The sequence below is a fragment of the Nostoc sp. DedVER02 genome (genome assembly GCF_034530675.2).
Classification (GTDB): Bacteria; Cyanobacteriota; Cyanobacteriia; order Cyanobacteriales; family Nostocaceae; genus Nostoc.
In genome coordinates, this window is sequence record NZ_JAVRCP020000055.1 from 26,480 (window position 1) to 39,489 (window position 13,010).

The window sequence follows — 13,010 nt, forward strand, 5'->3', positions numbered from 1 at the left end:
TTCGATGAGAGCCAAAATTGAAAATCAAATACTTTTTATCCACCACGAAGATTTACCAGAGTTTAAGAAAGGTGGTTCGGTGGTGAGAAATTCTTATTTCTGGGCTTTACGTTCAATTGCTGGTAAAGCTTCGCGTTATCGTGATTGGGAATACGAACCGGAGGTTTGGCTAGCACTTTCACGAATGCTTTTGTCTTTTGCTGAATCTGGGTATTTAGGTCTTAGAGAAACCTTGCTGGAGTTTCCTTTATCTCAAGGGGAAATTCCTAGTTTGCTGCGAGATGTGTCTACTTTTGAGTAGGGTTGCTGCCGCGAGGATTAATTTGAGTTTTAGCTTAGTTTATAAATCATAAATTTTTAATAATTAAAATTTTTCATATATTAGAGCTTGGCGTAAACTCCTTTGACATCACGGAATTCACAAACTGCAAGTGGAGCATTTATATAAACTTCGACAAAATTAGTAGTTGTCTGTTTGAGTTGATCTCGAATTTCACGGTAGGGACTGATTGCCACAACGATCGCAATTATGCCATTGCGACTAAGTAATTCAGCAACAAAGCCAATACGACGTACATTTGTATCTGGGAGCAAAGCGATCGCCTCTAGGTTAAAATCATCTCAAGTTTGAAAAAACACCAGATGTATTTGCCATACTTCCGTTCTCTAGGGGAGGCGCTAGGGGAATCTGTGGCTGGGCGACAATCACATTGGCTAGACTACTGCTAGTGGGAGTTTCCCAGAAAGATAAACCCTCATATTGAGCGAATAAATCAGGGGGTAAAACGGTTGCACGAGGTTGAAACTCAACTTTTGAGCGGATGTGATGCAGTCCATTTGTATTCAGGCGGCGATCAAATTCGTTCGCTTCGTACTCCACGTTGCTAAAATCATGCTCAAAAGGTTCCTCTCCCAGAAATTGATAAATCAGCGATAAGGTTTTATCGGGGGCTTGGCTTAATATGTCGTAGTCAACCAAGAGTAAAGATTCACTATATTCGCTATAGAAAGCTTCTTTGAGAGCGTTATAAGCAAACCCAACTAATCTTCCCGACTGACTTAAAGCTTCGGTACGTGTGTAAACGGTAGAACGTTCACCAGGATTATTGAATAAACGCGACACATCAAATGCATTTTTCCTGATTAGTCGTTCCACACTATCCATTATCCAAGCGACATTCCGCACGCAGCAAATCACTTTCGCGTCGGGAAATAACTGGTGGATTAAAGGCAATTTGCTACACCATAGGCGATTGGTATCGAAGATAACTGCTTTGTCGGCTTGCGGCTGATAGAAAGTTGAAAAAATCGTTAAAGTTAAAGCTTGTTTTTGTTCAGGTGTAATAAAAACTGAAAACTCATTATTCTCACTCATGGCTTCCAGCATACTGATAACCAGACCCCCAACAGGACTGCTCATGTTGGCGTGAAATCGGGGATTTTGCCGCAGTAATGCTCCGAGTAAGGTGGAACCCGAACGGGGTAATCCAGAGATGAAGTGTAGTTTCGGCTGTATCATTTTTTAAGATAAGGGGAAGGGGGAAGGGGGAAAGGAATGGAAAAGAAGAGAATTGAAAGTTTTGAGGATTTAAGAGTATGGGCTAAGAAAAAACCCTTTTCCCTTTCCCCTCTAATTAGATAGTTTTACCCCGGCTAAGCGATAATCTGAAAATCACTGGCATTTAGTGGGGGGTTGCCTTGAATGGTGGCAATTCGAGTGAACCTCAGCGACAAAGGATTGTCAGAGATGTAGTTCAAGCCTCCCGTCTCTAAGTTGTAAACAATATTGACTGCTCCGAGACTCCCAAGAAGGTTGCTCAGGGCATTGGTATTCTGGACTACTCGAAACTCACCACTTTGACTGAATCCATCGCCAACCGCACTATCAATGCCTGTGAAAGTGGTCTTGGATAAAACTATCTTGTCAGTACCTCGCACAAAATCGGTAATGGTATCTACTCCCACTAATTCGGCGTTAGCTTGGGTGAACTGTTGTCCTGAATTGAAGATAAAGCGATCGCTCCCAGCACCGCCAATCAGGGTATCATTGCCTGCACCACCATTGAGCGCGTCATTGCCAAGTCCGCCGTAGAGGATGTCATTGCCAGCATCACCGTTTAGGCGATCGTTGCCCTGACCTCCAAGTAAGATGTCATTGCCGCCGCCACCGTTTAGGGTGTCGTCGCCAGCACCCTTATCAATGGTTTCGCTGCTGCTGGTGCCAGTGAATAGCTGACCCAGGGCGTTGGGGTCAGCCACTGTGTTGAGGGTGCCAAATACGTTGTCGTTATTATCGGTGACTCCTGTATCATCACTGGCGGAATTACCTGAGTAAGTTGGCATTGTTCCCTCAGAGACAACAGTAGGCAAAGAGGTCGGCATCCCTTGGTTGTTGCCGTTGGTATTGGTAGTGGACTTCATGATGAACAATGCCCCTCCCAAGCCTTTACCGTTACTTTGGGGAAATGTAGTATTTTCTCCGCCGCCGATAGCTTTGTTGTTATTCAGATTGACGGAATTGAGGGTGAGAGTGCCACTACGGATAAAAATAGCACCTCCCATACCAGCGCCGCTAGCGCCGCCACTGAAGTTGCCGCCGCCGTAGCCGCCTTTACCGAAGTTGCCGCCGCCGCCGCCGTAGCCGCCTTTAGTGAAGGCGTCTTTAGCGGCGCCGCCGCCGAAGCCGCCGAAGCCACTTATGCCGCCGCCGCGTCTGATACCGCCACCGCCACCGAAGCCGCCGCCACCACCGTAGCTGCCGCCACCACCGAAGCCGCCGTTGCTGGTGTAGTCGCCTTGGTAGCCGCCTCTGCCCCCATAGTTACCATTGCCACCATAGCCACCATTTTTATCAGTGCTATAACCAAACAATCCGCCGCCGGCGCCGCTGCCGCTGCTTTTGCCGAACATACCACCACCGGCGGGTTTGAAGCCTGCTAAGCCGTTGCCACCTTGCGCTCCGTTGTTGCTAAAAGTCACATTGCTCAAAGAGACATCCCCACCGTAGATGAACATCCCTCCTCCCATTCCTGCACCGCCTCCACCTCCGCCGCTATCCCCTCCTTTAGCGGTGCTGTTGGTAATGGTCAGGTCGGAGAATTTCACGTTTCCAGACTTGATGAAGAAGGGACGCAAATCTCCACTGTCGGTTTCCCCATTGTTGTTAGCATCGCCACTGACAGTCTTGCCGTTGCCGATGACCACGATATCACTGTTGAGCAGGGTCTTCATCACGCTCGTAATTCTGACGTTCGTTTTGAACTCGATAGCGTCAGCCCCTTCATTGCGGTTGGCTTGGAGGATAGCATAGCTGAGGGTGCCTACCGTGTCCCCGTTTCCGTTGTCGGTGCTTTGAGTTACTTGATACAGTGTCATAGATTTAACCTCTTATTTTTTCTTTGTTTAACGATTCGATAACTGCCAGCCCGGATTTCCTTTTGGGCTGATCTGGCTAAAGAGAAGATGAGTTTTGCGCTGGGAAAATCGAAGTGGTTCAACAACTTCCCAGTTCAACCTCCTGTTTCTTGCTGACATCTACGTGGTGCCTTCAGCCCAAGAGCGATCGCCAGCCTTAGTTTATGTAGTCCCCAACGGTGTTTGTGCAAACCACCCCAGGGCAACAAAGGCGATCGCGCTGACCGATAACAAAACTCATAAAAACAGCGTTTTGTCAATATTAATTAGATGAGTTTGCCCTAGCTAGGCGACAATCTGAAAATCGCTTGCATTCAGTGGGGGGTTGCCTTGAATCGTGGCAATTCGAGTGAACCTCAGTGACAAAGGATTGTCAGAGATGTAGTTCAAGCCTCCCGTCTCTAAGTTGTAAACAATATTGACTGCTCCGAGACTCCCAAGAAGGTTGCTCAGGGCATTGGTATTCTGGACTACTCGAAACTCAGCACTTTGGCTGAATCCATCGCCCACTGCACTATCAATGCCTGTGAAAGTGGTCTTGGATAAAACTATCTTGTCAGTACCTCGCACGAAATCGGTGATCGTATCTAGTCCCACTAATTCGGCGTTAGCTTGGGTGAACTGTTGTCCTGAATTGAAGGTAAAGCGATCGCTCCCAGCACCGCCAATCAGGGTGTCATTACCAGCACCACCGTTGAGCGCGTCATTGCCAAGTCCGCCGTAGAGGATGTCATTCCCAGCATTGCCGTTGAGGAAGTCGTTACCCTTGGCTCCGAGTAAGATGTCGTTGCCACCGCCGCCGTTTACGGTGTCGTTACCAGCACGGCCATCAAAGGTTTCGTTGCTGCTGGTGCCATTGATTAGATCATTACCAGCCTTGGGTTCAGTCACCGTAGTAATGGTGCCAAATACGTTGTCGTCATTGCCGCTGGTTCCTTTATCATCGTTGGCGGAATTCCCTGAGTAAGTTGGCAGCGTCCCCTCAGAGACTACAGTAGGCAAAGAGGTGGGCATTCCTTGGTTGTTGTCGTTGGTATTGGTAGTGCGCTTCATAATGAACAATGCCCCTCCCAAGCCTTGACCTTTACTTTCAGTAAGCGGAGTATCTCCTCCGCCGCCGATAGCTCTGTTGTTATTCAGATTGACTGAATTGAGGGTAAGAGTGCCACTACGCATAAAAATAGCACCTCCCATACCTGCGCCACCATTGCTGGCTGTCAAACTGCCTCCGCTGCCACCAGCGCCGTAGCCACCCGGGCCGAAACTGCCGCCACCAGCGCCGTAGCCACCCTTGCCTCGGTTGCTGCCGCCACCGCCGAAGCCACCATTGCCGCCCAAGGCACTGCCGAAGCCGCCGCCGCCGCCGAAGCCACCGTTGCCACCCAAGCCACCGTTGCCGTTGCTGCTGGTGCGTATGTTACCGCCGCCGCCGCCGCCGAAACCGCCGTTGCCGCCCAAGACAAAGCCACTGGGGGCAAGTCTAGTGGTGCCCCCGTAGCCCCCATAGTTCCCATTACCGCCATAGCCACCAGGCTGACCAGTGCTAGAAGCAAACAATCCCCCGCCGCCTTGGTTGTTCCCATTACCGAATAAACCGCCGCCGCCATTATTATTCCCAGTTATACTGCCGCCGTTGCCACCTTGCGCTCGGTTATTGCTAAAACTTACATCGCTCAAAGAGACATCCCCACCGTAGATGAACATCCCTCCTCCCATTCCCGCACCACCTCCTCCTCCGGGGCCGCCATCCCCTCCTTTAGCGGTGCTGTTGGTAATTGTCAGGTCGTAGAAATCCACTTTTCCCGACTTGATGAAGAAAGGACGCAAATCTCCATTGTCCGTTTGCCCATTGTTGTTGGCATCGCCACTGACAGACTTCCCGTTGCCGATGATCACGATATCACTGTCGAGCAGGGTTTTCATCACCCCCGTAATTCTGGTGTTCGTTTTGAACTCGATAGCGTCAGCCCCTTCATTGCGGTTGGCTTGGAGGATAGCATAGCTGAGAGTGCCTACCGTGTCTCCGTTCCCGTTGTCGGTGGTTTGGGTGACTTGATATAGTGCCATAGATTTTACCTATTGTTTTTTCTTTGTTTGACTATTCGACAACTGCCATTATTCCTGGCTTGAAAATTTAAAATTGGGAATGGGGCATTGGGCATTGGGCATTGGGTATCGCATTTGCTATTTCAGCGATCGCATCTCTTAGAGAAGCAATTCTAAACCTTTGGGTTTTCTCAATGAATTGTGTAATTTTGTATTAACCGAAAATGCAAAGAATACAGAGCAACTGAATTTATTTATAGAGAAGCAAAAAAATGTATTTCGATAGCACAGCGCATATTTACAACGTTCTTATTTCAAGCCCCTAAATTTATTTATGAGGATTGTAATTTTTAATTTTTAATTTTTAATTCACCGTTCGCGTAGCGTCCCGCAGCAAAGGAGTTGACTACGTAGTACGCAATAATCTACAGCTTATTAACAGCTTAATCAAGGGTTTTTAGAAAACATCCTACTAAACCCACTTTTCCAACTTAATTAAGTAAATACTGTTGTAGTGAAGTATACAAATGTAACGCGGCTAAAATAATGTTAGTACTCGTTGGGCACTCAAATGACGTTTAATGCGTCACGATTAGCCATCATGGACAAATCCTAGTTAACAGTAAGTAGTACTGAAGCAAGGGTAGTTGTGAGAAAAAATTAAGATGCAGCAGTTAGTGGAAAAGAAGAACGTGAAAATAGCTATTATTACTAAAACATTAATTACATCTATTGGTTTGTTGACTTTATTTACCCCAAGTCAAGCATCGGCTCAACTTATACCGCAACCTTGGGTTTCAGTCGGTGGAAAAGAAGGTGATGTAACCTATGCTGTAGGCGCTAGAGCTTTGAATTTCGGGGTTGAGCTAGGAGTTGGCCCTGATGGTGCTACGGGAGTAGATGTTTTGAAGTTTATCAGTTTACCTGTCATTTCACCCTATGTAGGAGTTGGACTTTATTCTGAGGATAAAGGTGTTGCGGTTTCAGGTGGCGTTCAGGTAGGTGCTAGTGATAACGTTTTTGTTGGTGCTGGTTACAATTCTATTCGTGGCTTTAACGGGCAACTGGGAATTAGATTTTAAGAGTGCTGAGAAAACCATCAATCGGTTTTCTTGTTGACGCATAAGATAAAAGAAAATAGTATCGAATCAGGTACTTAATTCGGTGCTAATATGGTTAACCTTGAAAATATTCACTCGTTAACAGACTTCCGGCGCAATGCCAGCAACTATGTTGAGCAAATCAAAGAAACGAAAGCTCCACTGGTTTTAACGGTGAATGGGGAAGCGGCAGTGGTGGTTCAAGATGCCCGTACTTTCCAGCAGACGCTGAATCGATTGCAGCAACTTGAAGAGGAACTAAATCAACTGAAGCTAGAAAACTTGCAACAGGAAATTCAAAAGGGTATTGACCAAGCTGACAGGGGTGAACTATTAAGTGGAGAAGAAGTGATGGCACGGCTCCAGACTCGTTATCAGGCTGCTTTGACTAACGAGACTTAATAATGAGTAATTATACTTTTACACCGTTAGCAGTTAGCGACCTCGATAACATCTATGAATACATTGCTGCGAATGACCTAGCAATAGTAGGACAATTGCTTAACCGCTTTACCGAATTGTTTCGTAAACTTGCTGCTATGCCTGGAATTGGCCGTAATCGTCCTGAGTTAGGGGAAGGGATCAGAAGCTTTCCCTCTGGGAATTATGTCATCTTTTACCGCACGGTTGAAGGAAGCATTCAAATTATGCGAGTCTTGCATGGAGCGCGGGATATCGAGAAGATATTTACTCAAGATACTGAATTTACGCAGGGGGAATAACTGAAGTTGAGATTAGTTCTCTGACATGAACTGCGGAATCTTGTTGTAATGCTGATGCCACGATCGCTTCACTCTCAACTAGACTTAACCGAGCGATCGCCTGTTTTACTCCAGGTATACTTTGAGGATTCACGCTCAATTCATCTAGACCTAAACCTAATAAAATTGGTGTTGCTAAAGTATCTGCTGCCAATTCTCCACATAATCCTACCGGAATTCCGGCAGCATGAGCAGCTTGGATTGTTTGCTGCACCATTCGCAACACGGCTGGATGTAGCGCATCAACTAAGTTTGCCACCCGTGGATTAGTGCGATCGCTAGCCATGACGTATTGACTCAGGTCGTTAGTCCCTATACTAAAGAAGTCTACTTCAGCAGCTAACTGATCTGCGATCGCAACTGCTGACGGAACCTCCACCATAATCCCTACTTTCATCGCGGCATCAAAGGAAATACCAGCTTGATTTAATTCAGTCTGCACTTCACCCAAAATTACCTTAGCTGCACGTACCTCGCTTAAAGTGGCAATCATCGGCAACATGATCTTAATTTGGTGTCCGACACTAGCTCTCAAAATTGCCCGTAACTGAGTTTTGAAGAGTTCTGGACGATCTAAACAGAAACGAATTCCTCGCCAGCCTAAGAAAGGGTTAGCTTCTGGAAACCCTACTCTTAAATAAGAAAGTGGCTTATCACCACCGACATCTAAAGTACGAATAATTAGGGGACGATTATCTAAAACTTGGGCGATCGCTTGATATACTTCAAGTTGTTCCTCTTCTGTGGGAGCGCTTGTCCTATCTAAATAAAGAAACTCTGTGCGGAGTAGCCCCACCCCTTCTGCACCGCTAGCCACAGCAACTTGCACATCATTTATACTACCAATATTGGCAAAAACTTTAACTTGCCGACCATCACGAGTAATTGCTGGCTGATGTGCTGTAGCTCGTGCTTCCTGTTGAGCAGTTTGCCAAGCTGACTGTTTTGCTGCTAATAAATCTAAAATATGTGATTCTGGTTCTACCCAAGCTTTGCCACTTTCACCATCAAGTGCCATCAGTGTACCATCTGCCAAATGCAATACTTGGGCATCCACTCCTAAAACTGCGGGAATACCCAATGTTCGGGCGATAATTGCACTATGAGAAGTAGCACTACCAGAAGTTGTACAAATACCCAACACCTTTGTCGGATCTAATCTAGCGGTATCTGAAGGGGTTAAATCAGTCGCTACTAAAATCGCTGGTTCCTCAAGATGCAAGTTAGCAGGGAGATTTCCAGCTAGTAATCGCAACACCCTTTGCCCGACATCTACAACATCGTCAACTCGCTCTTGTAGATAAGAATCCTCAAGTGTTCGGTAAGAAGTCGCCACTTCATCTACTACGGCTTGCCAAGCTGCCTCAGCATTGATATGGTGGTCTGAAATACGCTCATAAGCCGCTTCCAATAATACTGGATCTTCTAAAAACAGTAATTGGGCATCAAAGATGGCGGCTTCAGTATCACCAATTTGCAGAGATGCTTGTGAAAAAACTGCTTGAATTTCCTGTTTGGCGGTGTGAAGTGCTGTCTGTATTCTTTGCCACTCTGACTCAGGATCGTCTACGTGATATTCAGTAATTGTAATGTGGGTGGGTTGATAATGAACAACAGGTGCGATCGCAATTCCCCCAGAAGCAGCAATTCCGGAAAGTTCGCCGTGAGTTGCTGGGGTAACTTCGTGGTGAAATGCTGGCGGAGAATTTAAGGCAACATTATCTTCACCAAAATTATTTGCGAATAATGCCTGCAATGCTTCCAGCGCTTCATCTGCATCGGAACCGGTGGCAGTAATTACTAGTTCGTGCCCTTGACGCACTCCTAAAGTTGTCACTTGGTTAATACTGTCACCCCTAACTAGCCCAGTATTTCTAGTTAAATTCTGCACTAGAATTTGGGATTGAAATCGGGCTGCGGTTCCCACAAATTGGGCTGCGGGACGGGCGTGTAATCCTAAGCGATTGCTGACAATTAACCGGATTTCTTTGGTTGGTGATTCAGGATTTTTTGCTTCGATGTTGTCACTAACAACTGACAACGGACTTACATTTAATTGAGTTGCTTTGGCGAGGAGTGCGCCGCGTGCTTCCGCCATGACTTGGTGAATATCTCTACCAGCCGCCGCCGCCACAACAGCAGCGATCGCACCTTCTACTAGAGGTGCTTCACACAAATATACTTTTTGCTGCTGTGCTTCTGGCAAAAACTCGATCGCCATTTCTGCACTAAGCAAAGCACTACCCAAATCCATTAATACTAAAACACCATCCTCAGAGAAAACAGAAGCGATCGCTTCATAAACCTGAATCGGATCTGTACCCAATGGATTTTCAGAATCTTCAATACCTGCTGCAACAGCGATAGAAACTTGGCCTTGAACCATTTGCGCGGCGAGTTCCCGCACACCTAAAGCTAGTTGTTTACTGTGAGAAACGATAACAATTGCGATCGCTGCCATACCGCCAAACTTGTTAAGAGGTTTGCGTTTAGGGACTTCCAAGAAATAAATTATCCAATTTCACCGCATCAAAACGATTTTTTCTCCCCCTGCCCCCTGCCCCCTGCCCTAAAAGCAATGGGATATTTTTTTATTTGGAAGTCCCTTAGCCAGTTATCCATTGCAATTTCCCATTCCGTACCGCTAGAAACAGCATTTATGTTAATTAAAATTGCAACTGCCCGAAAATATTCCGGTTGTTCCAGCTAGAAATACGAATAGAATAACCCTCTTTTAAAGAAATACGTGGTATCCACTCATAAACACCATCACTAGCAGTACGGGAAGAAATGTTTTGGATAAGTTTGTCTCCATCGTACAACTTAATGGAGACATCACCATTAAGATTATCCCGCCACAATATTAAATAAGGCTGATCCTTCTTGGGAAGTACTTTCTTCGCTGGCTGAGAGATCGATATTTTTGGTGCAACCTGATTTTTAGTTTTCTTACGAAATCCCAGATAATGAGGGAGATATCTGAAGGTAGGATTTTCTTGCAGATTAGACTGTTGAGGAACAATAATATTTCCGTTCTGGGAATTGAACAAATAAGTCGATCTACCGCCATCAACAGTAATGATGTCGCCTTTAACTCCTAATTTACGTAATAAATCAGCTGCCTCATCCAAAGTTGCTTGCTTCACCGTCATAATTAACAATAACTCGTTACCTTTAAGACCATCTTTGTCTAGAGTACCGATGACTTGATATTTATTTACTTGGTTTTGGGCTAATACTTTTGCAGGATGATCGCTGTATGAGTAAGTAACGATCGCATTTTTTACTCCGTTTTGGTTGAGAGGCGAACCGCTAGCCTGGTTGTAATCGGTAATGTACGCTTGCTTATTATCCCAGACTAAGGTTTTAAGGCGAATATTACTATAGTATTTATCTTTTGGTTCTTTGATTGGGCCATAAGGGCTAGTACCACCAGTAATGACTACACCATTGAGTTTAATTGGAAAGGATAATTGACTGCTAGATTGGTATTGTTCAAAAAAAGAACAATTTATTATCGAGAAAACGTTGTTTGCGTAAAGTTTTTTATATTCGTCTGTAACTTCCGAAAACAACTTTTGTTTGAAGAAAGGGCTGTAATATTTACCTTCTCCCTTATAATATTTACCCTCATTTAGACCCATATTATCTACCTCTCCGATAATTTGGTCTATTTCCATTTTGCGGAGATCAATAATTTGTAAATAGGCTTCATTGCCATTGGTTAATTCTTTTTTATATAAAGCCGCTCCCTCTATAGACTGAAGAGGCTGATAAGAAGATAAAGGGTTAAAAGTTTGGGCAATCCAAAGGCTGCTCAAAATTGGCAGCAAAAAAAGCAATAAATTGATTACAACATTCATGAGTATTTGATTTAGTTATAAATAAGTATTTGGAATTAAATTGAGCCTCAGAAGGTCAACATTGAGCCTCAGAAGGTCAACATTGAGCCTCGGAAGGTCAACATTGAGGCTTTTTGCTTGAATATTGTAAATTTGAAGTTGAAATGTGAGATGTACAAAGCAAGTGAAAGTTGTACAGTTTTGTTACGTAAATTAACTTAGAGATGAAGTAACTTTACTAAGTATCCCATATCTGCAAATACAAACTGCATTAATCTTTCCTTTGTGTACTAAGTTGATTAAGCATTCAAAAAACATGCATCGTAGCATGATTTTGGTTTTGTAACACTCATGGTATAAGAGATGATAGCTCAATTTGAATACAGCACTCTCGCCCATCCACAGGATATCAAGCAGCTGAAACATATCCTTGAGCAGTGTTTCATCAGCGCCCTTGATGGCGAGGAAGCTTATATTAAGCAGATTGGCATAGAAAATTTCCGCATTATTCGGGAATCGGAACAATTAGCCGGTGGATTAGCAACTCTTAACATGGGTCAGTGGTGGGGTGGTCAACGTGTACCAATGACAGGAATTGCCGTAGTGGGCATTGCTCCAGAGTATCGTGGTTCAGGAGTTGCGATCGCTCTCATGCAAAACACCCTTAAAGAACTTTACGATAGAGGTATACCGATCTCGGCTCTTTATCCAGCCGTTCAAACTTTGTACCGCAAAGTAGGTTATGAGCAGGGGGGTAGTTGGTGTATTTGGGAAATTGCTACCCAGAATATCCAAGTGCGGGAGCAACCCCTACCTTTACAACTAGTAGAAAATATCAATCATGAAGTCTTTCATGAGCTATATCAGCAGCAAGCGAGACAAACGCATGGATATTTAGACCGACATCCAGCAATCTGGGAGCGAATAATCCAACCAAATGAGAAGGAAATAGTTTATAGCTATTTGATTGGTACTAAAGACAAACCTCAAGGCTACATCATCTTTACTCAACAGCGAACAAATGATGGTGAAATCCTCCTCGTGAAAGATTGGGTACTGAGTACAGTTGCAGCTGCAAAAACCTTCTGGTCTTTTCTAGCAAATCATCGTTCTCAAATTCAGCAGGTGCGATGGAAGAGTTCTGCAATTGATTCTTTGACATTGCTGCTACCAGAGCAAACTGCCAAAATTAAAACTACGAGTCGTTGGCTGCTGCGGATAATAGATGTAGTTAAGGCATTGGAATTGCGTGGTTATCCACCGGGAATCCAAACCCAATTGCACCTAGAAATTCAAGATAATTTGCTAACTGGAAATAATGGTAAATTCGTTCTTTCTATTGCCAACGGACGTGGAGAAGTCACAAGAGGCGGAAAGGGTGAATTGCAAATAGATATCCGGGAATTAGCACCATTGTATGCAAGCTTGTTTACTCCCTACCATTTGCAAATAGCAGGAAAACTGGATGGGACAGAATCGGCTATTTTAGCAGCTACGCAAATATTTGCAGGTGCTTCGCCTTGGATGGCTGATTTCTTTTAAAGAATTGGGGATTGGGAATTGGGCATTAAAAAGTTTTCTTCTGCTTCTTCATCTGCTCACTTCTGATATCATGTCCGCTTGATTGCTTATTAAACCCGAAGAACCCCACCCCGCCAAAGCTGTGCTTTGTCTCCCCTCCCGAAAAGCGGGGAGGGGTTGGGGGTGGGGTTCTTTTATTATGGGTAATTTGGCGGACATGATATGAGTTGCTTAATCAAACAATTTTGTCTTATACCAATTCTTTATGAAGCTGCGCTAAATAAGGCTTCAAGGATAAAGTCGTAAGAAGTAAGAGAAGCAATCAT

General features: G+C 44.8%; 12 protein-coding genes and 1 pseudogene. 6 read left to right on the forward strand and 7 right to left on the reverse strand.

The features are described 5' to 3' along the window. Positions 1 to 4 precede the first annotated feature (4 nt). On the forward strand, positions 5 to 301 hold the full coding sequence (locus tag RMZ41_RS29610; protein ID WP_229553069.1) for a hypothetical protein: 297 nt from the start codon (positions 5 to 7) through the stop codon (positions 299 to 301). A gap of 86 nt (positions 302 to 387) precedes the next feature. Here the strand turns inward: RMZ41_RS29610 and RMZ41_RS29615 are convergent. The 3 genes and pseudogenes from RMZ41_RS29615 to RMZ41_RS29625 all read right to left on the reverse strand — a co-directional run. Then, positions 388 to 585, reverse strand: a pseudogene (locus RMZ41_RS29615) (adenylyl-sulfate kinase); the annotation flags it as partial. Between the two features lie 31 nt (positions 586 to 616). Then, positions 617 to 1,519, reverse strand: coding sequence for a sulfotransferase (locus RMZ41_RS29620; protein ID WP_322644656.1), 903 nt, complete (start codon positions 1,517 to 1,519; stop codon positions 617 to 619). Positions 1,520 to 1,653: 134 nt separating this feature from the next. Further along, positions 1,654 to 2,871 carry a hypothetical protein gene (locus tag RMZ41_RS29625; protein WP_322644655.1) on the reverse strand — a complete coding sequence of 406 codons (1,218 nt, stop codon included), beginning with the start codon at positions 2,869 to 2,871 and terminating at the stop codon, positions 1,654 to 1,656. A gap of 81 nt (positions 2,872 to 2,952) precedes the next feature. On the opposite strand from RMZ41_RS29625, the gene RMZ41_RS29630 reads away from it, so the two are divergent. Further along, positions 2,953 to 3,417, forward strand: coding sequence for a hypothetical protein (locus tag RMZ41_RS29630; protein WP_322644654.1), 465 nt, complete (start codon positions 2,953 to 2,955; stop codon positions 3,415 to 3,417). Between the two features lie 92 nt (positions 3,418 to 3,509). Here RMZ41_RS29630 and RMZ41_RS29635 read toward each other — a convergent pair whose 3' ends face one another. Both RMZ41_RS29635 and RMZ41_RS29640 read right to left on the reverse strand, forming a co-directional pair. Further along, entirely contained in the window at positions 3,510 to 3,674 is a 165-nt protein-coding gene (locus RMZ41_RS29635) for a hypothetical protein (RefSeq protein ID WP_409876190.1), read from the reverse strand. A 25-nt stretch (positions 3,675 to 3,699) separates the two neighbouring features. Continuing rightward, entirely contained in the window at positions 3,700 to 5,310 is a 1,611-nt protein-coding gene (locus RMZ41_RS29640; protein ID WP_322644652.1) for a hypothetical protein, read from the reverse strand. 815 nt (positions 5,311 to 6,125) lie between these two features. On the opposite strand from RMZ41_RS29640, the gene RMZ41_RS29645 reads away from it, so the two are divergent. The 3 genes from RMZ41_RS29645 (at position 6,126) to RMZ41_RS29655 (ending at position 7,282) form a co-directional block, all read left to right on the forward strand. Next, a complete protein-coding gene (locus RMZ41_RS29645; RefSeq protein WP_409876192.1) occupies positions 6,126 to 6,542 on the forward strand; it encodes a hypothetical protein in 417 nt (138 codons plus the stop codon). A gap of 90 nt (positions 6,543 to 6,632) precedes the next feature. Continuing rightward, the gene (locus tag RMZ41_RS29650; protein WP_322644651.1) at positions 6,633 to 6,962 is read left to right on the forward strand and encodes a type II toxin-antitoxin system Phd/YefM family antitoxin; all 330 of its coding nucleotides are present in this window, start codon (positions 6,633 to 6,635) and stop codon (positions 6,960 to 6,962) included. 2 nt (positions 6,963 to 6,964) lie between these two features. Further along, positions 6,965 to 7,282, forward strand: coding sequence for a type II toxin-antitoxin system RelE/ParE family toxin (locus RMZ41_RS29655; RefSeq protein ID WP_322644650.1), 318 nt, complete (start codon positions 6,965 to 6,967; stop codon positions 7,280 to 7,282). Here the strand turns inward: RMZ41_RS29655 and ptsP are convergent. Together ptsP and RMZ41_RS29665 are read right to left on the reverse strand one after the other, a co-directional pair. Then, positions 7,266 to 9,782 (reverse strand): phosphoenolpyruvate--protein phosphotransferase, encoded by a 2,517-nt coding sequence (gene ptsP / locus RMZ41_RS29660; RefSeq protein WP_322644715.1) that lies wholly within the window; start codon positions 9,780 to 9,782, stop codon positions 7,266 to 7,268. The genes RMZ41_RS29655 and ptsP overlap by 17 nt on opposite strands. 205 nt (positions 9,783 to 9,987) lie before the next feature. Further along, entirely contained in the window at positions 9,988 to 11,184 is a 1,197-nt protein-coding gene (locus RMZ41_RS29665) for a phosphodiester glycosidase family protein (protein ID WP_322644649.1), read from the reverse strand. A gap of 342 nt (positions 11,185 to 11,526) precedes the next feature. Here RMZ41_RS29665 and eis point away from each other — a divergent pair, with 342 nt between their 5' ends. Beyond that, complete coding sequence (gene eis, locus RMZ41_RS29670) at positions 11,527 to 12,705, forward strand: enhanced intracellular survival protein Eis (RefSeq protein ID WP_322644648.1); 1,179 nt, start codon at positions 11,527 to 11,529, stop codon at positions 12,703 to 12,705. The last annotated feature ends 305 nt before the right edge of the window (positions 12,706 to 13,010 follow it).